Source organism: Nocardia sp. NPDC003693 (assembly GCF_053981095.1).
Genome location: NZ_JBSFNO010000040.1, coordinates 21,308 through 41,591, shown reverse-complemented (window position 1 = coordinate 41,591; position 20,284 = coordinate 21,308). Strand labels below are relative to the sequence as shown.

The window sequence follows — 20,284 nt, the reverse complement described above, 5'->3', positions numbered from 1 at the left end:
TGCGAGGACCGGGCCGACCCGTCCCTAGGCGGCCGGTTCGCCGCCGATGTCCGGGAGCGTGCGCAGCTGCCTGCGCGAGGTGACGCCGAGCTTGCGGAAGATGTTGCGCAGGTGCGCGTCCACGGTCCGGGGGCTCAGGAACAGTTGCGCGGCGACCTCTTTCGAGGTGGCGCCGGTCGCGACCAGCCGGGCGATGTGCAGTTCCTGCATGGTGAGGCGCTCGTGGCCGGGTTCGGTGCGGCTGCGCGCCTGTTCGCCGGTGGCGCGCAACTCGTCGGCGGCGCGCGCGGCGAAGCCGGACATGCCCAGGGCGGAAAGGGATTCGTGCGCGGTGCGGAGCTGCTCGCGGGCTTCGCGGCGGCGGCCCCGGCGGCGCAGCCATTCGCCGTAGAGCAGGTGGGCGCGGGCCTGCGCGGGCCGCATCGGGGACCTGCCCAGCTGGTCGAGGGCCTCGCGGTAATCGTCCTCGTCGTCCGAGATCAGCGCTCGCGCGTAGGCGGCCACACCCCGGCTCCACGGGGTGCCTGTCGCCTCGGCGCGTTCGGTCAGCTCGGCGCCGGCCGCGGCGGCGATCTCGTGCTCGCCGATGCGCACCGCCGCCTCGACCGTTTCCGGGAGCGACATGGCGGTCAGGAACAGCGCCGGATGTTCGGTGAGCCGCCGGGCCGCGACCAGCGCCGCCGCGTAGTCGCCCGCCGCGTTGTGCGACACCGCCTGCGCCCAGTACACATTGCCGAGCCGATGCTCCTCGCCGCGCGCCCGAGCCTCGGCCAGGGCGGGGGCGGCCAGTTCGGCCACCAGGGCGCGGTCACCGCGCAGCGCCGCGAGATGCAGTCGCGGATAGGGCTGGGCCGTCGCGCCGAAGGCATCGGCGATGGCTTCCTCCTCCGCTATGGCGGCCGCGGCGTCGGCGAAATCGCCGCGGTGTGCCGCGGCGACCGCGACCTGGGCGAGGCCGAGCCGCAACAACATCGGGGAGCCGTGCGTTCTGCCCGCGCTCACCAGCCGGTCGGTGATCCGGGCGTGCGTCTCCAGGTCCCACAGCTCACCGGCCAGGACGACGCCCAGCGCGGGCCGGGTGGTCCAGAGTTCGCCGGCGCTGTCGGTGAGAATCGGCCGCAGGGTGGCCGCCGCGCCGCGGTGATCCGCCGCCGCCGAGGCCAGCATGCCGTCCAGCAGCGTGTCGGCCGGGCGAGCGGGATCCGGTGCGGGCGGGGCGGATCGGGCCGCCTCCAGCACCAGATCCATGACCCCGCTCGCGCGGCCGACGTGCAGCGCCATGTCCAGCGCGTCCAGGAAACAGTCCCGGGATCGGCCCGGATCCACCTCGCCCAGCCGGTGTGCGGCGCGCAGCATGAAAGACGGTCCGTCACCGTCGATCCGGCGCACGGACGCGAGTTGTCCGCGCAGCTGATCCACGCTCGCGCTCTCGATGACGCCGAGTGAGCCGTCGTCGATCGTGGTCAGCAGCCGATCGGCGGCCTCGGTCGCGCCCGCCGCGAGCTGTGCGCGCACCGCGGTGAGGCTGCGTTCGATTCGGCGGGCCGGATCGCGGGTGAGTTCGGCGGCGCGGGCGAGGAAGTCCGCGGACGCCGCGACGCCGCCGCGCAGTTCGGCGCGGGCGGCGGAGAGTTCGAGTTCGGTGGCGATGTCGTCGTCGGGGCCGACGCTCGCGAGCGCGCGGTGCCAGGCGCGGCGGTCGGGATCGGTGGCCGGATCGGTCGCCTCGGCCAGCAGCCGGTGCGCGGTGCGGCGCTGGTCCGGATCGGCGCTGCGATAGGCCACCGACCGTGCGATCGGATGGCAGAAGCGCACGCGCGCACCGAATTCCACCAGGCCGCGCGTATCGATGGGCGCCGTCCGGTCCAGGCCCGAGCGTTCCACGGCCGCCCACAGCAGTCCGGCGTCGCCGGTCGGGTCGGCGGCGGCGAGGGTCAGCAGCAGGCGATCGCCGGGCGCGAGCGCGACCATGCGCGTTCGGAAGCTGTGCTCGAGCGCGGCGGTGACCGGGTACTCGCCGGGAAGCGCGAAACCGCCGGCGAGGCCCGCGCTGCGCGGGAGTTCCAGCAGCGCCAGCGGATTTCCGCGCGCCTCGGTGAGAATCCGTTCCCGCACACGGCTGTCCAGCGGCGCGCGCAGTCCGGCGGCCAGCAGGTCGCGGGCCTCGGCATCGGCGAGCGGGCCGATGTCGATCGTGGGCAGTGCGTCCAATGCCGTTGCGCGGTCCGGGATTCGGGTGCCCAGCAGCACGGCGATCGGCTCCGCGCCGATCCGCCGGCTCAGGAACGACAGCGCCAGCGCCGAGGCGTCGTCCAGCCACTGCGCGTCGTCCACCACGCATAGCAGCGGCCGGTCGGCGGCCGCCCCGCCCAGCAGTTCCAGCAGGCCGACGCCGATGGCGAACGGGTCCGGGGCCGCGCTCGTCAGGCCGAACGCGGCCGCGAGCGCCTCGCGGTGCGCGGCGGGAATCGACGACAATCCCTCCAGCAGCGGACGGCACAGCTGATGCAGGGCCGCGAACGGCATGCCCATCTCGAATTCCGAGCCCGTGGCGGCCAGCACGCGGAATCCCGTCGCGCGGCTCTCGGCCGCCGTCAGCAGCGCGGACTTGCCGATGCCGGGCTCCCCGCGCAGCACCAGCGCACCCCCGGAACCCGCCCGCGCGTCGGCGAGCAGGCGCGTCAGGCGGTCGACCGGCTCCGCTCGGCCCATCAGCGCGATATCCGCCGTCATGGCGCGAAGTCTAGTGAGATGTCCGTTTTCCGCGCCGCGGGGCGGACGTGGAGTGCGGATCACCGATATCGGCGATGTAGGCGATTTCTACCGACGCGAGTGGTGATCACCCGGTGCGAATCTGATGTCAGAGCCGGAACGGGGCCGGCGAAAAGCCCCGAAACCGCAGATCAGAGAGGCAATACCGTGATCACCGACATCGACACCGCCGCACCCGTGGTCGCCATCCACGAGATCGTGATCGACGCTCCGCTCGAGCGGGTCTGGGCGCTGCACACCGATATCGCGGGCTGGACCGCCTGGCAGACCGACATCGGCGCCGCCGCCATCGACGGCCCGATCGCGCCCGGCACCCGCTTCCACTGGAGCACCTTCGGGCTCGACATCGAGTCCACCATCTACGCGGTGGACGGTCCGCACCGCATCGTGTGGGGCGGCCCGGCGCACGGGATCACCGGCATTCACGTGTGGACCTTCACCGCCGAGGGCGATTCGGTGCGGGTGCGCACCGCGGAATCGTGGGACGGCGCACCGATTCTCGCGGATATCGACGGTATGGGCGCGGCCCTGGACAGCGCGCTCACCGGCTGGCTCGGCCACCTGAAGCGAACCGCCGAGAGCCCGCGGTAGTCGATGCCTCACCCCGGGCCCGGCTCTCACCCGGTCCGCCCTCCGCGGCTCATACGAGGGGCACCGACCCGAGAGTCGCGGCGGCACCGCTCAACTCGGTGGCGCTCGGCCGAATCTACGCAATCTCCAGGAGGAAAACCATGAACGCGGCACTCGGGGAAGCGGTTTCGCACGATGCCGCCGGACCGGCCCGTATCGCCCGCGCGACGGTGCTCGCCGCCGCGACGCTGACCCTCATGGCGCCGGCGATCATCGCGCCGAGTCTGCCCGCCATGCGGGCGGAGTTCGCGGACGTGGCAGGGGTGGACGTCCTGGTCAGGCTGGCGCTGACCATCACCTCGCTCGCCATCGGGCTCAGCGCGCCGGTGGCCGGACTGGTGGCTGATCGGCTCGGCCGCACACCACTGCTGGTGGGCAGTCTCGCGCTGTATGTCGTTGCGGGAGTCGGCGGCTACTTCACCGACGGCTTGGCCGCACTCTCGGCGACCCGGGCACTGCTCGGGCTGGCGGTGGGCGGAATCATGACCGCGATCAGCGCCCTCATCACCGATTGGTTCGATGGGCCGCGCCGGGCATCGTTCCTGGGCCTGCAACAGGCGTCGGCAAGTCTCGGCGGAGTGCTGTTCCTGCCGCTGGCGGGATTACTGTCCGCCGTGCAGTGGAGAGCGCCGTTCTGGATCTACGCCGCCGGCGCGCTCGTCCTGCCGTTCGCTCTCCTCGCAGTGCGAGAACAGCGGCGCGACAGCGCATCCGGGACCGTGGTGGCGAGCTCGAGTGATACACCGAATGGACTCCGCCGGCCGATCGCGGGGTTGTACCTGCTCGCGTTCGCGGTAACCCTGGCCTTCTACATGGCGCCCACCCAGTTGCCGTTCCTGCTGGCGGAATTGCACGCCGGACCCGCGGTGGCAGGTGTCGTGATCGCCGCGACGATGCTCAGCAGTGTGGCGGGCGCGCTGGCCTTCCCGGCGCTGCGCGGCCGGTGGCGGCCGGGCCCGCTCACCGTCGCCGCCGTCGCGCTGCTCGGCGCCGGCTGGGTGGTGGTCGGCGCGGCGCACACCGTGGCGCAGGTGGTGGCCGGCCTGCTGATCGGCGGGTTCGGTGTCGGACTGGCCGTCCCGACGTTGAACCTGCGGCTGAGCGAGCTCGCTCCCGTCGCCACCCGGGGCCGGATTCTCAGCGGTCTGGTCGCCGGAATCTTTCTCGGCCAGTTCTTTTCCCCACTGCTCGTGCAGCCGCTGCTGCGGAGCGCGGGTATCGGCGGCGCGTTCACCTGGACCGGGCTCACGATGCTCGCCGGAGCGGCGCTCGCCTTCGTTTCGCTCCGAAAAGCGCACTGACACAACACATCTATCCACAACCATCGAGACAAAGGACGAAAGACATGATCTACCACGGCAACCGCTTCACCCTCCGCGCCGACGCCACCCCCGAGGCCGTCGAGGAGGCCCTCGAGAGCCTGCGCAACCAGGGCCGGGTCATCCCCTCGGTGAAATCCTTCGTCGTCGGCCGCGACTTCGGCGGCGAATACGAGTGGGGCGCGGTGTTCGTCATCGAGGATCTGCGGGGGTACTGGGACTACCTGATCCACCCGGCCCACCGCAACACCGACCGCGTCGGGCTGCCCCTGGTGGACAAGTTCTCCTCCTTCGACATCACCGACGACCCGGACCCGGAGATGGCCGCCGAGATCGCGGCGCTGCACCAGCGGCGCTACGACAGCGACCCGGAGCTGACCAAGCTGGTCTCGGACCTCGGTGAGTACAGCGGGAGCGCGGCTCCCGGACCGCACGGGCAGAAGTAGCCGCACGTCAGGGCCCCCGCGGGACATATCCGGCGGGGGCTCTGACGTGTCGATGTCCATGCCCGCGTGCCCGGTCGGGGGCATGTCAGGCCGGTGACTGCGCGGTGTCAGGACGGCCCGCCATCGTAGTTCTCATCGAGCGGCGCACAGGCCGCCGGAACCGCGATCGAGACTTCAGAAGGACACCGACATGCCTACCTTCCAGACCCCCGCCGCCATCACCGCCAAGGTCGACGTGCCCGCCGGGTACATCCGGGTCATCGCCTCGGATCGCACCGACACCGTGGTCGAGGTGCGCCCGACCGATCCGCACGCCAAGAACGACGTGCGGGCCGCCGGTCAGGTCCAGATCGACTACAGCGCAAACCATCTCAGCGTGAAGATGCCCAGGGCGTGGCGTGCGTACGCGCCCTTCGGCGGCACCCCGTCCATCGAGGTGAGCGTGTACGTGCCCACCGGTTCGCGGCTCGAGGCCACCGCGGCGCTCGGCCGGTTGCTGGTCTCGGGCGAGTTCGGCGACTGCACGCTGAACGTCTCGGCCGGGGACATCACCGTCGAGGGCCCGCGCGGCGCGGTCACCGCGCGCACCGCCAAGGGCGATATCCGGGTCGCCGACGCGGTCCGGGGCGTGCTGCGGCTCGAGACCTCCATGGGCGAGGTGGAGGTGGGTATCCACCCCGGGAGCGCGGTGCAGCTCGATTCCAACGTCCAGCACGGCTCGGTGCGCAACCTGCTGGCCCCGGTGGCCGGCGCCACGGGCGACACCGTCCAGGTTCACGCCCGAAACTCGTACGGCAACATCGTCGTTCGGCACAGCGCGGCCGCCTGATCCGGTGCACAGCGCGGCCTGCGGCCTGGGACGACGGCGACCGGCGGGGGAGCGCGTCGGTCCCCGGCCCCGGTGGTCGCCCATCAGCCCGTTTCGATGGGCGACGACCGCTCCGATCGGGGCCCCGGCCCTTTGGCCAATTCGTGATATCCCCCCGTCGGCGCCTTCTTTTCACCCCCGCGAGCCGCCTCGGCCCTGTTGCGTGAACAAACCGTCCGGTACCGTATCGACCGCTGGTTAGTCCCGGTAGCAACCCCCATCTAGGAGGAGTAGCACCATGAGCGGTAACCGCAACGCCAAGAAGAACGCCGAATCGATGATCGGCAAGGCGAAGGAAAAGCTCGAGCACGGCCAGGAAGTGATCAACCAGGACATGCGCCGCGCCGGTCAGCGCGTCAAGGGCGCGACCAAGGACGCCCGCGCGAACCTGGAGCGCGGTGAGGAGCGTGCCCGCGAGGGCATGGAGCACGCCACCGACGAGATGAAGGACGCGATGCGTCACTGACCCTGCCGAGCGAGCGGATGTTCGCCTCGCCCCCGCCGTGACGCTCGGCGGGGGCGAGGTCGTTCCGGATCAGCCGGCGGCCCCGGAGTCGGGAGTCAGTATGCCGTGCAACAACATTCGGGTCAGGCCCGCGGTGAGGGCGGGCAGATCGTCGGCATCGCGCACGGACAGCGCGAAGATCGCCGCACCCGCGACCATGTCGATGATGAGGTCCGCGTCGAGCCCGGGCCACACCTCGCCGCGGCCGACCGCCGCCTCGACCCGTTCGGCGAGGCCGGCGCGAAAGGTGGCCAGCGGACCGGCGATCAGCGCGTCGTGCAGTGCGCGGTCCGAGCGCAGATCGTTCATCAGGCCGGGAGCCGCTTCGCGCGCCGCGGGGTCGGCGAACACCATCACCGCGCCCGCGACCAGCCGGCGTATCTCCTCGGCGAAGTCGGCGGCGGGGTCCAGCTCGGGCATCGGGGCGGGGTAGATCGAGTCGTTGACGATGTGGCCCTTGGACGGCCAGCGCCGGTAGATGGAGGGGCGACCCACCTCGGCCTGCTTGGCTATGGCGTCGATAGTGGTTCCGCTGTAGCCCCTTTCGACGAGCAGCTCGCGGGTCGCCGCCAGGACGGCGGTATCGACGGCGGCGTCGCGCTTGGAACCGAGGCGATGTCCGCCCTCGCGTTTGTTCGGCACCGATACCCCTTGCGTTGGACTGTGGTCGTCGTTACATTGTGTCACGACCCCGCCGTTACACCGTGTAACGGCGATGGGTGCCGGTGCGGTGGTGTTCACCGTTCCGTCCGCACATCGCGGGCCGCGGCCCGTCCGCGCGGCGCGCGGTCCCGCGCGACCGCCGCCGACACGCGCCTCGGACGCGATGCGCATTTCTCGATCCGAAAGGAATTTCATGCGCAGACGCAGCCATTCCCTAGCCCGGAGCGCGGGCGCCGTCGCGGCCGTCGCGGCGGTATTCGTCGCCGGGCACGGTCTCGCGAGCGCCGATCCCGCCGCTCAGGCGCCGGGTGTCAGCACTGGATCATCCGGTGGTACAGGCAGTTTCGGCGGACCGATGTCGGTGGACACGCCACGGCTGAAGTCGGTGGACAACTTCCGCGACGTCGCGGGCATCGGCCCGGGGTACGCGACCGCCGATGGCAAGCGTGTGGCACGCGGCGTGTTCTATCGCTCCAACGTGCTCGACCCGAGTGACGCGGATCTGGCGACGCTGCAGGCGCTGCGGCTGACCGCGGCCTACGACCTGCGCGGGCCCGCGGAGATCGCGAAGCAGCCCGATCGGCTGCCCGGCGGGGTCGCCTATCGCAATATCCCCATCCTGGGCGGCAACATCGAGGATCAGGCCGCGCGGGTGCGCTCGCCCGAGGAGGCCCGCGAGCTCGCTCGCACGGTCTATCGATCCTTCGTGACCGGCGCGGGTGAGCGGGCGGCGATCGCGCAGATGCTCACCGAGCTGGCGAATACCGAAGGCGCGCAGGTCTTCCACTGCAATGCGGGAAAGGATCGCACCGGCTGGGTCGCCGCCACCCTGCTCGGGCTCGCCGGGGTGCCGCGCGCCACGATCATGTCGGATTTCCTGCTGACGAACGAGTATTCGGCGGTGTCGATCAAGGCGCGCCGGGACAGCATCGTCGCGCAGTACGGCGAGGAAGCGGCCAAGATCTTCGACCCGATCTTCGGGGTCGAGGCCGGATTCCTGGAATCCGCACTGGCGCAGATGGATCAGAGCTACGGCTCGTTCGAGGGCTACCTCACCACCGGTCTCGGGCTCGATGCCGGGATCGTGTCGGCGCTGCGGGCGAAACTGGTGAACTGACACCGTCCGGCGTGTGCCGCCGTGCGCGCTCGCACGCCGGGGCTCACCCGTGCGCGGAATCTCCGTGGCCCGATGCCGCTGCCCCGGTTCGGGCGACGGTCACCAGCGCGCGGGTGATGCGCTCGCAGAAGTCCTCCCGGTCCTCGAGGCCGTGGGTCAGTGCCCGCAGCAGGGTCGCGCCGCGCAGGATCTCGAAGATCGCCTCGACGTCGCAGTCGGGCGCGGCCGTGCCCCGGGCGGCGGCGAGGGTGAGCAGTTCGCGCAGCGCGTCGATGGTCGGGCGCTCGCCGCGGTCGAGCAGGCGGTGATACAGGGCCTGGTCGCCGTGATAGTCGGCCAGCAGGCCCGGGATCGCCGCCCGGGCGGCCGGGTGGGCGGCGGTGGCCAGGAACAGGCCGGTCCAGGCCAGCAGGTCGGCGTGCAGATCGCCGGTCGGAACCGGGTGCGCGCCGGTGTCGAGGCCGAACACGGTGTCCTCGACCAGCTCTCGTTTACCGGGCCAGCGCCGGTAGATGGAGGTGGCGACGATGCCGGCCCGGCGTGCGACGGCCGCGATGGTCGTGGCCTGGTAGCCCTTGCTGACCAGCAGTTCCTCGGTCGCGGTGAGGATCCGATCGTCCACGAGCGGATCCCGGGGGCGACCGGGGGCGGGTCGCGGGGTTGCGGACGCGGGCACGGCTTCCTCCGTCGGATCGCGAGAAGTTTCCTGAAGCAGATTACATTTCCAGCCCATTTAGAATACGCTATGCCGCGTATCGTAATTACGGTGGCGCAAGCCACACCGAGAGAGGTGCCCGTCGATGTTGACGCCCCAGGACGAATTGCTCTGCCATCAACTGCCCACCACGTTCGACCACGTCCTGCAGAGCGACCTGCGCTGGACCGAACGGGTCGTGCTCTACGGCTTCGACACCACCGGAACGGTGAGCGTCATGACCGGCATGGCCCGCTACCCCAACCGCAACGTGACCGACGCCTACGCGATGATCACCATCGAGGGGAAGCAGGCGCACGTGGTGCGGATGTCCCGCGAGATCGGTGGCCGCTACGACGGTTTGGGCGCCTGGCAGGTAGGGCCCTACCGCTACGAGGTGATCGAGCCGCTGCGCAAGGTGCGCGCCACCCTCGCCGACAACGATTCGGGCATCCGGCTGCAGCTCGACTTCGAGGGCGAATTCCCGGCCTACGAACAGGAACCCGCGTTCTTCCGCAGTCGTGGCCGGGTGCGCGAGGACGCGCGGCGCTACTACCAGAACGGCCGCATCTCGGGCTGGCTGGAAGCAGCGGGCGAACGCTACGAGATCGATCCGGACACCTGGTGGTTCGGCCGCGACCACTCCTGGGGGACCCGCCACGGCGGCGGTGGCGGCAGCCTCGGTGAGGGAAGTGACATGCAGCCCAGCGAGATTCCGGACGGTGTGCTCTATTACATGGGCATCTTCCAGTTCGAGGACGAGCTCGTGCACTTCGCGCAGCGCGAGACGGCGGACGGACAGCGCTGGCACTTCGAGGGAAATGTGTTGCCCAGGCTGGACTCCGGCAAGCCGATCGTGCCGGTCGTCGATGCCGGGCACGCGCTGAGCTTCCGCGATGACTTCCGCATCGTCGACGGCGGCAGCTTCACCGTCCGCAGCGCGGACGGCCGCGATCGGGAGTTCACCATCACGCCGGTGTCCGACTTCTGGCCCGGCATAGCGGGATACGACCACTACCGCGGGTACGCATCGGGGCTCTGGAGGGGAGAGTCCTGGAGCGATCACTTCGTCGCCGATCTCACCGACGTCGCGGATCTGAAGCAGGCCGCCATGCTCAGCGAGACCTTCTGCCGCGTCGAGTCCGAGGGCCGCGTGGGCTACGGCCTGGTGGAGATGGTGTTCCTGGGCCGCAACGCGCGGTACGGGTACGCGGGGTACGGATCGTGAATATCGCCCGCCCCCTGCCGGAGGCAATTCCGGCCCTGCTCGAACCCGCGCTGCGCCGGAACCTGCCCGGCGGCGGGGATGCCCGGGTCAGCGAGTTCGCCAGAACCACTCGGGGTTTCGCCACCGAGACCTTTCTGTTCGAGGTCGAGGCCGAATACGGGCGGCTGCCGCTGGTGCTGCGCCGCCCGCCGGAGGACTCGCTGTTCCCCGACTACGACCTGCTGCGCCAAGTGCTGGTCATGAACCGGCTCGCCGCGACCGACATCCCGGTGCCTGCGGTGACCTGGCTCGACCGGGGCGACAGCGAGCTCGGCAGTCCGTACTTCGTCATGAGCCGGCTCGCGGGGGAGGCCCCCGGCGATTTTCCGTCGTATCACAGCGCGGGCAACTACTTCGAGGCGTCGCCGGCCGAACGCGCCCGGATGTGGTGGGGCTGCGTGGACACCATCGCGGCGGTGCACCAACTCGATTGGCGCGCACTGCGACTGGACTTCCTCGCACTACCGCACCACGGGCACGGGCCGATTCGGCAGGTGGTGAACTACCTGGACGCGGCGCTGCGCTGGGCCTGTGCGGGCGAACCGGCCGAGCCGTACCGGCGGGCGATCGCGTACCTGCGTGAGAACGCCTACGAGCCCGAGCATCTCACCCTGTGCTGGGGTGACGCGCGCATGTCGAACATCCTGTACGACAACGACTACCGGGTGACCGGCGTCCTGGACTGGGAGATCGCCTACCTCGGCGACCACGAGGCCGATCTCGCCTGGATGCTGTTCCTGGAATGGGCCAGTACCGAATTCGAGGGGCACGCGCCGTTGCCTGGCACCCCGTCCCGGGCGGAGACCATCGAATACTACGAACGGCGCAGCGGGATGCCGGTGCGGAACCTGCGGTACAACGAGATTCTCGCCGCGGTCCTGCTGTCGGTTCCCCTGCTGCGCATGGTGAATCGCGTGCGGTTACCACCGGAGATGAACATCACCGGATTCTGCACCACCCGAATCGAACAGCTGCTGTCCTGACGGTGCCCGTCAGCGGCTGTTTCGCGGGCCGTCGTCCGGCGCCGATGCCGGGCGGCGGCCCGCACCCGCGATCAGCGGGCCGGAGCCTGGGGCGCGGGCGCGGCCAGGTACTGCCGCAGGGCCTCGGAGACGGCCGCGTCGCCCTCGAGGGTCGGGTGACCGGGCTGGCCCAGGAAGTCGCGGCCGGGGGTGAAGACGCCGGTCAGCCAGGGATCATCGGAGCACAGGCCGTGGCCGGCGGTGACGGCGCGGGCGTCGAAGAACTCGATACCCAGCTGGGCCGCACCGGCTTTGGGCGCCTGCTGGACGCTCTCGAAGACATCGGTGACCGCGCTTGCGCGCGGGATGCGCATGGGGACGCCGAGGATGTCGGTGCAGACCGCGGTGTCGCCGGGGGTGTGCAGCTCCTGGTAGCCGACCAGGATGATGCGGGCGTTCGGGGCGTAGTAGCGCAGGTAGGACACGATGCTGCCGAGATGGTCGACGTAGTCCTGACCGGTGAGGATCTTGGGCGGGGTGCCGTTGGCGGCCACATCGGCCGTGCTGCACCCGCGTTCGATGTTCAGCAGACAGGGCGCGAGTTCGCCCTGCGCCTTGTGGTTCTCACCCCAGATGTCGTTCAGGCCGAACTGGAGCAGCACGGCCTTGGTGCGGGTGCCGAACGCACCGATCTCGGCGGCGCGACGGGTCTGGGTCAGCGCGGTCCAGTAGCGATCCTCGCCGTGCCGGTACAGGTAGGAGCCGACGCACGACACATCGGCGACGTCGCTCTCCTGCAACCCCATCCGCTGGCCCATCTGGGTGGGCCAGGAGGTGGGCTGATGCGCGCACTCGCCGGTCTCGGGCGAGGCGTCGGGCGTGGTCCAGGTGGCGTTGGCGGTGTTGGAATCACCCATGACGACCAGGCTCTTGCCGTTGCCCGCTTCGGTGTCTGCCGCGGCGGTCGGTGCGGTGAGTCCTCCCACCAGCACCGCCAATCCGAAGGTCATGGCAACGGCGGACAAGAAGCGGTTCATGATCCTCGTGATTCCTGCGGTACGAAAGGGAAGGCGAACGGTACGGCATATTAACGTGACGTAACGCGTGAAACTTGCGTTCGGCAAATAACATTCCGCAACTTCGTGGCCGCGTCCCATTCATCGAGGTCGGACGGGGTGAACCGATTCGTAAGTCGCTAGGGTCCGCGCAGCGCTGCGCGCCTCGACGGTTCGTCGAGGCGCGGCGGGTCGTGCACTCAGCCGGTGACGGGGCGTTCGGCCGAGAGGCGGTGGCGCTCCTGGTAAGCGGTGGGCGCGGTGCCCCGCCACTCGCCGGCGACCAGCGGGTTGTGCCCGTGCCTGCCGACTTCCTGCTCCCGCTTGAACTCGCGGAAGTACTCGTAGCGGATCAGCAGCAGACCCGTGGTCAGCAGCACCGCCGCCGCGATCGCGCCGATTGTCGCCCAACCCCGGAATCCGTACCCTGCGGCGGTGAGGGTCAGCCCGACCGCCACGACTCCCAGGGCACACAGGAACAGGGCTGGAAATTCGCCATGATCTTCGATGGCATCACCCGGATGCGGATGCCAGTGCTCACCGTCCGGTTTGACTGCGGTAATTCTGAACACTGTGTTGCCTCCTGAACTGCGGAGATTCCTTCCTTGTATCCAGGGTGCCCCTCCGGCGGGCATTAATCACGGGTAGTTTCTGATTATTTGCTCTTCGAGCGAAGATTGGCGGGTCGAGCGCGGGTGGCGCCCCGGTTCGCGGCGATGAATTTCGCGCCCCGCTCTCGTCTGTACCGGTGTACCCATCGCATCCGAGGAGGACCCATGGCCACCACGTACACCTTCGACGTCTTCTCCAGCCTGGACGGCTCCGGCAGCGTCAGCGGCGGGGACTGGGGCGGCTACTGGGGCAAGCAGAGCCCCGAGTTCCTCGCGCACCGCCTCGAGCAGTACCGGCCCGAGCAGCGAATGGTGTTCGGGGCCAACACCTATCGCGAGTTCGCGCAGATGCTGGCGGAGGCGACCGAGGGGTCCGAGGTGTACGACCCCTGGGTCACGCGCATGGTGAATCTGCCCGCCACGATCGTGTCGACCAGCCTGCGGGAACCGCTGGACTGGGTGGACGGGACCGTCGCGGACGGCGACGCGGTCGACGTCGTCGCCCGGCTCAAGCGGGAGTCCGCGGTTCCGCTGCGCTCGCACGGCAGTCTCGCGATGAACTGGGCCCTGATGGCCGCGGGCCTGGTCGACCGGGTGCAGGTGACGGTCTTTCCGGTGATCACCGGAAAGACCGGGTCCGCCCCGATCTTCGGCGGCGCGGCCGATTTCGACCTCGAGCTGCTCGAGAGCCGCACCCTGGGCGGCGGCATCCAGGAACTGATCTACCGGCCGACCCTGCACGACTGACGGGGGCGGCCGGCGCCGGTGACTAGCCCGCCGAACCGCTGAGCAGCGCTTCGATCCAGTCGGACGGGGAGGGCTCTTCGGCGGCGTCGCTGTCGGCGCGGCCCGGGACGCCGACGATCAGCTGCGCGACGCTCTGGCCTTGCAGGGCGGAGACGGTGTACTTGCCGTTGGCCGGGGGGTTCCACGCGACGGTGACGGTGCCGTTGGTCGGAACGACGTTGTAGGCGATGACGTCGTTGCCGACCTTGACCAGGACCGGCGCGCTGTCGGACACCGTGACGACGATCCGGCACGCGGTGGCGCCGGTCTTGCAGTCGGCGCCGGCCGCCGCGCCCTCGATCGTGAGGTTGGTGATCGCGGCCGAGGCCGGGGCGGCGAACAGGGCGGGAGCGGCGATCGAGGCGAGCCCGGCCACGGCCAGGGTTGCGATCGGGAGTTTCGGCATTGTGCTGACCAGTTCTTTCCGGTGAACGTGGGAAGTCACCCGCGGCGAACACTAGTGAAAGGTATGTATTTCAACAAGGTTCGCCTAAGGGTTCGCCGGGGACTTTCCGGTTCCGGCGGCGGGGCGTGGCCGCCGGTCGGTATGAGACGCTGGGGCGGTGAACCGATTGGGGAATGCCACCTCGCCCTACCTGCGTCAGCACGCCGACAACCCGGTGCATTGGCGGGAGTGGGACGCCGCGGCGCTGGCCGAGGCGGCGGAGCGGGACGTGCCGATCCTGTTGTCGATCGGGTACGCGAGCTGCCACTGGTGTCACGTGATGGCGCACGAATCGTTCGAGGACGAGGCCACCGCGGCGCTCATGAACGCGAACTACGTGTGTATCAAGGTCGATCGGGAAGAGCGGCCGGACCTGGACGCGGTGTACATGAACGCCACCGTGGCCATGACGGGGCAGGGCGGGTGGCCCATGACGTGCTTCCTGACCGCGGCGGGGGAGCCGTTCTACTGCGGGACGTACTACCCGAAGACGCCGCGGCACGGGTCGCCCTCGTTCACGCAGCTGCTCGAGGCGGTCACCGAGACCTGGCGCAACCGGCGGGACGAGGTCACGCAGGCGGCGGCGCAGGTGGGGGACGCGCTGCGGGAACAGACCGCGGGTCTGCCGGAGAACAACGTGCGGATCAGCCCAGAACTGCTCGACCACGCGGTCGCGGCGGTGCTGAAGGACGTGGACGCGCAGCACGGCGGATTCGGCGGGGCGCCGAAGTTTCCGCCGTCGGCGCTGCTGGAGGGGCTGCTGCGGGATTACGAGCGGACCGGGAACGCCGGTGTGCGGCAGGTGGTTACGTTCACCGCCGAGGCCATGGCGCGGGGCGGGATCTACGACCAGCTGCGCGGCGGGTTCGCGCGGTACTCGGTGGACGCGGCGTGGGTGGTGCCGCACTTCGAGAAGATGCTGTACGACAACGCCCAACTGCTGCGGGTGTATTCGCATATCGCGCGGCGTGAGCGCGATGCCGAGCAGGTGATTCCGCATGATCCGCTGGCCCCGCCCGGCGCGCTGGAATCGCCGGCGCTGCGGGTGACCCGGGAGACCGTGCAGTTCCTGCTCGACGACCTGGGGACCGAGGGCGGCGGATTCGCCTCCGCGCTGGACGCGGACACCCATGTCGAGCCGGAGGGGCCGGGGGTGGAGGGCGCGACGTACGTGTGGACGCCCGCGGAACTGAACGGGCTGCTGGGCGGCATCGATGGGGCTTGGGCGGCAGAGTTTTTCGGGGTCACCACCGCGGGGACGTTCGAGCACGGCACCTCGGTGCTGACCAGGTACGCCGATCCCGCCCCCGCCGATTTCGAACGGCTGCAACGGATCACCGGGCTCATGCGGGACGCGCGGGATCGCCGGCCGCAGCCCGAACGGGACGACAAGGTGGTGACGGCCTGGAACGGCATGGCCATCGCCGCGCTCGCCGAAGCCGGTGCGGCGCATCACCATCCGACCTGGGTGCTGGCCGCCGAGCGCTGCGCGCAGTTCCTGCTCGACACCCACGTGACCGACGGGCGGGTGTGCCGTGCCTCGCTCGGCGGGGTGGCCGGGACCGCGCCCGGCGTGCTCGAGGATTACGCCTGGCTCGCGCTGGGTCTGCTGACCCTGCACCAGACTTCGCGCGGGGGGTGGCTGTCGCACGCGCAGCGGGTGCTGGACGCCGCGATCACCCATTTCGCCGATCCGGAGGTGCCGGGCAGCTGGTTCGACACCGCCGACGACGCCGAGACGCTGGTGACGCGGCCGCGCGATCCGCTGGACGGCGCGACCCCCTCCGGCACAGCGGTTCTCGCCGACGCGCTGCTCACCGCGGCGGCCCTCTCCGACCTCGAATCGGCCGCCCGCTACCGCGACCTCGCCGACGCGACCCTGGACCGCGGCGCGATCCTGCTCGCCCGCGCCCCCCGTTCGGCGGGCCATTGGCTCGCCGTCGCCGAGGCGGCCCTGCGGGGTCCGATCCAGGTGGCCGTGGCGGTGGCCGACGGTGACCGCGAGGGCTATTCGACCCTGGTGCAGGCCGCCCGCCTCGCCGCCCCCGGCGGCACGGTAGTGGTGGCGGCGGCCCCCGACACCGACCCCCTCCTGACCGATCGCCCCGCGGTGAACACCCACTCCGCGGCCTACATCTGCCGCGGCGCGGTCTGCGACCTCCCGGTCACCACGGCACAGGAGGTCCGCGCGGCCCTGCTCCCGCCGGCCTCGGCCTGAGTCACGCCCCCGCTACGCTCCGGTTCGCGGGGACGCGGCCGTGCGGGGTGCGAAGTAGTCGCCCGCGCGGTACATGGCGGGGATCGCGACCAAGACCGCGACGATGTGGACGACGCGAAATGTGGCCAGCGCCAGTGGTTCCGGTGACCAGTCCACCGTTACGCCCTGCCCGGAGAACAGCGTGGTGGCGGGCTCGATGAGCAGGGAGGCCATGCCGACCACGCCGAGGCCGAGCGTGAGAGTCGTTCGGGCCCACCGCGCGCCCGTCGCCATCTGCAGCGCTATCGCCGCGACCGCCACGTAGATCAGCCCCCGGGCGGCGAGCCCCAGCAGCAGCCCGCCCACGTCGGCATCCGGCTGATCCAGTGCCGAGGACGCCCGCAACAGCGACTCGCACACCCCCGCGAGCAACGCCACGACAATGGCCTGCAGCGCGATCGAGACCGCCACCGGCCGATCCCGGTCCCCGTCCGACAAGTCCCGCGCGTGCGCCCCGATACCGCTCATACCCCCACTGTCCCCGCCCCCGTCGCCGATACGGATCACCCACGAGTACGACACGCCACCGGTCCCGCAGTACGACAGCGGTATCGGAGCCTCGGCCGGTAACCGCGCTGAGGATCGGTTCGACCTCGCGCCCGCATACCGCTTCGGTTACGGGCGGCACGGTCACGTCACCGCACCCATGCAGCGAAACAGCCTGTGAACTGCTGTGATTACGTCCTCGCACACTGCCTGGGGCGGACGTCGCCCCGCGTATTTCCATTGCCGCCGCCACCGCCCGGTCCTACAGTCCGGAACCTGTGTCTACTTTGATTTTGTCGCCCAGATACTCCGAGGAATCTCGGATCATGCGGGCGGCCGCCGTACAGGCCGTAGGCCGGGCGGTGGTGGAGGCCAACACAGCCTGGGGCGCCGGGGTTTACGGGTGTGAACCGGGGCGGGTGCCGGCCGTTCTCGAGCGATCGTGTGTGGCGGGGAACGCCGGCCGACCGTGGCTGTTGGAAGCCGTGCCGGCGGAATGACGGGGGAGTGGCTGCCTAGAGGTCGGCGGCGGGGGCCGGGGCCGCGGCCCGCGGGGGCGCGGCCTGCGGGGCGGTGCCGTTGTGGCGGGCTCGCGCGGGAGACGGGACGTCGGTCCAGCCCGGCGTGGGTTCCTTCCGTCCCCGCAGGTGGATGGTGTCGTGCAGCATCCACCTGCTGCGTTCGGAATCCGCGGCGGCGTCGATGACGACCTGACTGGCCAGGATCCGGCGGCCGACCTGTTTCGCCTCGGTGGTCAGGCGGGCCGCCTCGTTGACCGCGTCGCCGATCACGGTGAACTCCAGGCGGGTATCCGCGCCGACGTCACCGGCGAAGACCAGGCCGCGGGCGACGCCGATGCCGATGTCGAGCTCGCCCGCCGCGATCACCTCGTCGCGGATGCGGCGCGCGGCGCGCAGGGCGGGGGTCGCGTTGTCGTCCAGGGCGATGGGCGCGCCGAAGATGCACAGCGCCGCATCGCCTTCGAACTTGTTGACCAGGCCCTGATTGGCCTCGGTGGCGGCGACCACGATCGACAGCAGCCGGTTCAGCTTGGTGACGAAATCGCGCGGAGCCAGTTCCGTGGCCATGGCCACCGAACCGGTCACATCGACGAAAAGCGCTGTCACCACCCGCATATCGCCGGTCAGATCGGATTTGGCGGCGAGCGCGCGGGCCGCGACCTCGGCCCCGACGTGGCGGCCGAACACCGCCTGCATGCGTTCGCGCTCACGCAGATTCGAGGCGAGCTCGTTCACCGAATGCTCGAGGCGACCGATCTCGCTGGTGCTGCCGATCGGGACCCGTACGTCGCGATCGCCCTTGGCGATTCGGTCGAGGGCATCGCGCAGCGTGTGGATCGGGGTGGCGACCGAGCGCGCCAGCGCCGCCGTCGCGACCGCGCCCGCCGACAGCCCGACCAGGGCCACGTAGATCGCCGTGTGGATCCGGTCCGCGTACGCCGACGACGGATCCGCGAGCACGGTGATGAGCATGAACAGCGGCACCGCGCCGGTCACGGTGAAGGTGACGAGCACCCGCATCAGCACCGTGGAACTCCAGTGCCCGGTCCCGTCGAGCACCTCGGACACCACCGGAATGGTCGGCCGGATGAGCCGGTCGACGATCAGGAAGGTCAGCGCCGCCGACTCGATCCCGCCCAGGGTGAACATGGACAGCACGACCGCGAAGTCGCGCTCCGGGGTGAAATGCGCGAACAGCGCCGCCGCGATGATGACGCCCGGCAGCCAGATGGCCAAGGCCCGCAGCGTGATTCCCAGCGGCAGGTGCAACAGCCGGCGCGCCTCGGCTTCGGTCGGCGTCCGGCGCTGATCGAGCCAGGCGAAGTAGTGCTCGCGATCGCGCACCGCGAGCACGATGCCCAGGAACGCGCCGATGGCCGGATAGATCGCCACCTGCCCGAACGCGGTCATCCATTCGGTGCCGAGCCGGGCGAAGAACCCGCTGAGCCACAGTTCGACGGTGATCACCCCGAGCCCGCCGAGGTTGCACGCCATGACGACGGCCGACAGCCCCCACCGCGCGCGCAGCGCCCACAGAATGAGCCTGCTGATCACGTCGCCAGGGGCGTCGCGGCTGCGACGGTCGGTGCGTTCATCGGAATGTAGTGCCTAGGGGTCGTCCGGCTGTTGCTCTGGACTTTAGAGACCTTTTGCTCCGGATTGCACGTTTGTGAGTAATTGCTCGCGCACTCAGCGCAGCAGGACCAGCCAGACCGCGACGTAGTGGCACAGCGCCGCCACCACCGTCGCCGCGTGGAAGAACTCGTGGTAACCGAACACCTCCGGCCACGGATCCGGCCAGCGCGCGGCGTACAGGATGCCGCCGATGCTGTACGCGATCCCGCCCGCGAGCAACAGCAGCACCGGCGCCCACCCCACGTTCCCGATGAGCGTCCCCGCGACCGGCACGATGGCCCACCCCAACAGCAGATACAGCGGCACCCCGACCCAGCGCGGCGCGGTGGGCCACAACATCTTCAGCGTGACCCCCGCCAGCGCTCCCGCCCACACGGTGACGAGCAGGATGGTCCCCGCCCGCCCCCGCACACCGAGCAACGCGAACGGCGTGTAACTACCCGCGATGAACAGGAAGATCATCGAGTGGTCGGCCCGCTTCATCCACATCCGCGCCCGCGCGGTCTTCCAGTGCACCCGGTGGTAAGTGGCACTGATCCCGAACACCCCGCACACGGTCAGCCCGTAGACCGCCGTAGACCAGGCCGCGGTCGCCGACACGGTGCTCGCGACGCTCACCAGCACGATGGCCGCGATGGCCGCGACTCCCACGGCCCAGAGATGGATCCACCCCCGCAGCCGCGGCTTGATGAGCGCGAGCTCGTCCCGAACGGTTTCGAGAACATCCGCCACCGGGGCGGGAACACTCTCCGACACGTAGTTACCTCCTCAGTAACCTACGGTACCGTAGGTTGCGACCCGAATCCCCCGAAAGTGGCGGGCCCCTCAACGGATACGCCTCCAACCCCCGTCCCCACATCACCCACCCGTAGGGGTCCGGCCCCAGACCCGCCACCCTCGCCACCAACCGGGTTCCAAGTGATCACCCCTCTGCGAAGGCGAAGCCGAGCCCCAACTCCGCAGACCCGCACGTGTCCTTCCCGAAATGTGCCCGATCGGATTGTGGCCTACAGATCTCGCATCGGTCCGATATCTCCCGGGGTACGCCCAAGATGGGTTCTGCTCCTGCCCGCACCGCGCGAATGGGAAGGCCAACGGCACTTGTGCCGCGCGCCGATCGGATCGCGCCGACTGATTTCGCACCGGTCGGGGTAACTCCGGGGGTACGCCCAAAATGGGTTCGGCTCCTGCCCGCACCACGCGAATGGGACGGCCAACGGCACCTAGGCCATGCGCCAAATACGC

General features: G+C 70.2%; 19 protein-coding genes. 10 read left to right on the top strand and 9 right to left on the bottom strand.

Features of this window, described 5'->3' with window-relative positions:
* Positions 1-24 precede the first annotated feature (24 nt).
* Positions 25-2,733 (bottom strand): AAA family ATPase, encoded by a 2,709-nt coding sequence (locus ACWDOP_RS31825; protein WP_456348011.1) that lies wholly within the window; start codon positions 2,731-2,733, stop codon positions 25-27.
* Between the two features lie 186 nt (positions 2,734-2,919).
* Here ACWDOP_RS31825 and ACWDOP_RS31820 point away from each other — a divergent pair, with 186 nt between their 5' ends.
* The 5 genes from ACWDOP_RS31820 (at position 2,920) to ACWDOP_RS31800 (ending at position 6,501) form a co-directional block, all read left to right on the top strand.
* Positions 2,920-3,363, top strand: a complete 444-nt coding sequence (locus tag ACWDOP_RS31820; protein WP_454202674.1) for an SRPBCC family protein — start codon at positions 2,920-2,922, stop codon at positions 3,361-3,363.
* A gap of 140 nt (positions 3,364-3,503) precedes the next feature.
* A complete protein-coding gene (locus tag ACWDOP_RS31815; protein WP_456348010.1) occupies positions 3,504-4,703 on the top strand; it encodes an MFS transporter in 1,200 nt (399 codons plus the stop codon).
* Between the two features lie 44 nt (positions 4,704-4,747).
* Positions 4,748-5,167 carry a Dabb family protein gene (locus ACWDOP_RS31810; RefSeq protein WP_456348009.1) on the top strand — a complete coding sequence of 140 codons (420 nt, stop codon included), beginning with the start codon at positions 4,748-4,750 and terminating at the stop codon, positions 5,165-5,167.
* A 190-nt stretch (positions 5,168-5,357) separates the two neighbouring features.
* Positions 5,358-5,996 carry a DUF4097 family beta strand repeat-containing protein gene (locus ACWDOP_RS31805; protein WP_456348008.1) on the top strand — a complete coding sequence of 213 codons (639 nt, stop codon included), beginning with the start codon at positions 5,358-5,360 and terminating at the stop codon, positions 5,994-5,996.
* A 277-nt stretch (positions 5,997-6,273) separates the two neighbouring features.
* Positions 6,274-6,501 carry a hypothetical protein gene (locus ACWDOP_RS31800; protein WP_454202678.1) on the top strand — a complete coding sequence of 76 codons (228 nt, stop codon included), beginning with the start codon at positions 6,274-6,276 and terminating at the stop codon, positions 6,499-6,501.
* Between the two features lie 69 nt (positions 6,502-6,570).
* On the opposite strand, the gene ACWDOP_RS31795 is transcribed toward ACWDOP_RS31800, so the two are convergent.
* The gene (locus tag ACWDOP_RS31795; protein WP_454202679.1) at positions 6,571-7,182 is read right to left on the bottom strand and encodes a TetR/AcrR family transcriptional regulator; all 612 of its coding nucleotides are present in this window, start codon (positions 7,180-7,182) and stop codon (positions 6,571-6,573) included.
* Positions 7,183-7,396: 214 nt separating this feature from the next.
* Between ACWDOP_RS31795 and ACWDOP_RS31790 the strand changes: the two genes are divergently transcribed.
* Positions 7,397-8,320: a tyrosine-protein phosphatase gene (locus ACWDOP_RS31790; protein WP_456348007.1), complete on the top strand. Its 924-nt coding sequence runs from the start codon at positions 7,397-7,399 to the stop codon at positions 8,318-8,320.
* Between the two features lie 43 nt (positions 8,321-8,363).
* Here the strand turns inward: ACWDOP_RS31790 and ACWDOP_RS31785 are convergent, their stop codons facing one another.
* Positions 8,364-8,942 carry a TetR/AcrR family transcriptional regulator gene (locus tag ACWDOP_RS31785; RefSeq protein ID WP_456348006.1) on the bottom strand — a complete coding sequence of 193 codons (579 nt, stop codon included), beginning with the start codon at positions 8,940-8,942 and terminating at the stop codon, positions 8,364-8,366.
* 178 nt (positions 8,943-9,120) lie between these two features.
* Between ACWDOP_RS31785 and ACWDOP_RS31780 the strand changes: the two genes are divergently transcribed.
* Together ACWDOP_RS31780 and ACWDOP_RS31775 are read left to right on the top strand one after the other, a co-directional pair.
* Entirely contained in the window at positions 9,121-10,242 is a 1,122-nt protein-coding gene (locus ACWDOP_RS31780) for a hypothetical protein (protein WP_456348005.1), read from the top strand.
* Positions 10,239-11,264, top strand: a complete 1,026-nt coding sequence (locus ACWDOP_RS31775) for a phosphotransferase family protein (protein ID WP_456348004.1) — start codon at positions 10,239-10,241, stop codon at positions 11,262-11,264. Before ACWDOP_RS31780 ends, ACWDOP_RS31775 begins: the two co-directional genes overlap by 4 nt.
* A 71-nt stretch (positions 11,265-11,335) precedes the next feature.
* Here ACWDOP_RS31775 and ACWDOP_RS31770 read toward each other — a convergent pair whose 3' ends face one another.
* Both ACWDOP_RS31770 and ACWDOP_RS31765 read right to left on the bottom strand, forming a co-directional pair.
* Complete coding sequence (locus ACWDOP_RS31770; RefSeq protein ID WP_456348003.1) at positions 11,336-12,280, bottom strand: SGNH/GDSL hydrolase family protein; 945 nt, start codon at positions 12,278-12,280, stop codon at positions 11,336-11,338.
* Between the two features lie 218 nt (positions 12,281-12,498).
* Positions 12,499-12,870 carry a hypothetical protein gene (locus tag ACWDOP_RS31765; RefSeq protein WP_456348002.1) on the bottom strand — a complete coding sequence of 124 codons (372 nt, stop codon included), beginning with the start codon at positions 12,868-12,870 and terminating at the stop codon, positions 12,499-12,501.
* 204 nt (positions 12,871-13,074) lie between these two features.
* Here ACWDOP_RS31765 and ACWDOP_RS31760 point away from each other — a divergent pair, with 204 nt between their 5' ends.
* The gene (locus tag ACWDOP_RS31760) at positions 13,075-13,656 is read left to right on the top strand and encodes a dihydrofolate reductase family protein (protein WP_456348001.1); all 582 of its coding nucleotides are present in this window, start codon (positions 13,075-13,077) and stop codon (positions 13,654-13,656) included.
* A 22-nt stretch (positions 13,657-13,678) separates the two neighbouring features.
* On the opposite strand, the gene ACWDOP_RS31755 is transcribed toward ACWDOP_RS31760, so the two are convergent.
* Positions 13,679-14,101, bottom strand: coding sequence for a hypothetical protein (locus ACWDOP_RS31755; protein ID WP_456348000.1), 423 nt, complete (start codon positions 14,099-14,101; stop codon positions 13,679-13,681).
* A gap of 157 nt (positions 14,102-14,258) precedes the next feature.
* Between ACWDOP_RS31755 and ACWDOP_RS31750 the strand changes: the two genes are divergently transcribed.
* A complete protein-coding gene (locus tag ACWDOP_RS31750) occupies positions 14,259-16,358 on the top strand; it encodes a thioredoxin domain-containing protein (protein ID WP_456347999.1) in 2,100 nt (699 codons plus the stop codon).
* 12 nt (positions 16,359-16,370) lie between these two features.
* On the opposite strand, the gene ACWDOP_RS31745 is transcribed toward ACWDOP_RS31750, so the two are convergent.
* The 3 genes from ACWDOP_RS31745 to trhA all read right to left on the bottom strand — a co-directional run bounded on the left by ACWDOP_RS31745 (position 16,371) and on the right by trhA (position 19,771).
* Entirely contained in the window at positions 16,371-16,865 is a 495-nt protein-coding gene (locus ACWDOP_RS31745) for a hypothetical protein (RefSeq protein ID WP_456347998.1), read from the bottom strand.
* Between the two features lie 533 nt (positions 16,866-17,398).
* Positions 17,399-18,958 carry an adenylate/guanylate cyclase domain-containing protein gene (locus ACWDOP_RS31740; RefSeq protein WP_454202695.1) on the bottom strand — a complete coding sequence of 520 codons (1,560 nt, stop codon included), beginning with the start codon at positions 18,956-18,958 and terminating at the stop codon, positions 17,399-17,401.
* A 135-nt stretch (positions 18,959-19,093) separates the two neighbouring features.
* On the bottom strand, positions 19,094-19,771 hold the full coding sequence (trhA, locus tag ACWDOP_RS31735) for a PAQR family membrane homeostasis protein TrhA (protein WP_456348029.1): 678 nt from the start codon (positions 19,769-19,771) through the stop codon (positions 19,094-19,096).
* Positions 19,772-20,284: the final 513 nt, after the last annotated feature.

Excerpts from the sequence above, each read along its gene's own strand:
- ACWDOP_RS31780 (WP_456348005.1), top strand. The coding sequence starts at position 9,121 with ATGTTGACGCCCCAGGACGAATTGCTCTGCCATCAACTGCCCACCACG.
- ACWDOP_RS31790 (WP_456348007.1), top strand. The coding sequence starts at position 7,397 with ATGCGCAGACGCAGCCATTCCCTAGCCCGGAGCGCGGGCGCCGTCGCG.
- ACWDOP_RS31805 (WP_456348008.1), top strand. The coding sequence starts at position 5,358 with ATGCCTACCTTCCAGACCCCCGCCGCCATCACCGCCAAGGTCGACGTG.
- ACWDOP_RS31760 (WP_456348001.1), top strand. The coding sequence starts at position 13,075 with ATGGCCACCACGTACACCTTCGACGTCTTCTCCAGCCTGGACGGCTCC.
- ACWDOP_RS31800 (WP_454202678.1), top strand. The coding sequence starts at position 6,274 with ATGAGCGGTAACCGCAACGCCAAGAAGAACGCCGAATCGATGATCGGC.
- ACWDOP_RS31745 (WP_456347998.1), bottom strand. The coding sequence starts at position 16,865 with ATGAGCGGTATCGGGGCGCACGCGCGGGACTTGTCGGACGGGGACCGG.
- ACWDOP_RS31770 (WP_456348003.1), bottom strand. The coding sequence starts at position 12,280 with ATGAACCGCTTCTTGTCCGCCGTTGCCATGACCTTCGGATTGGCGGTG.
- ACWDOP_RS31815 (WP_456348010.1), top strand. The coding sequence starts at position 3,504 with ATGAACGCGGCACTCGGGGAAGCGGTTTCGCACGATGCCGCCGGACCG.
- ACWDOP_RS31825 (WP_456348011.1), bottom strand. The coding sequence starts at position 2,733 with ATGACGGCGGATATCGCGCTGATGGGCCGAGCGGAGCCGGTCGACCGC.
- ACWDOP_RS31810 (WP_456348009.1), top strand. The coding sequence starts at position 4,748 with ATGATCTACCACGGCAACCGCTTCACCCTCCGCGCCGACGCCACCCCC.
- ACWDOP_RS31755 (WP_456348000.1), bottom strand. The coding sequence starts at position 14,101 with ATGCCGAAACTCCCGATCGCAACCCTGGCCGTGGCCGGGCTCGCCTCG.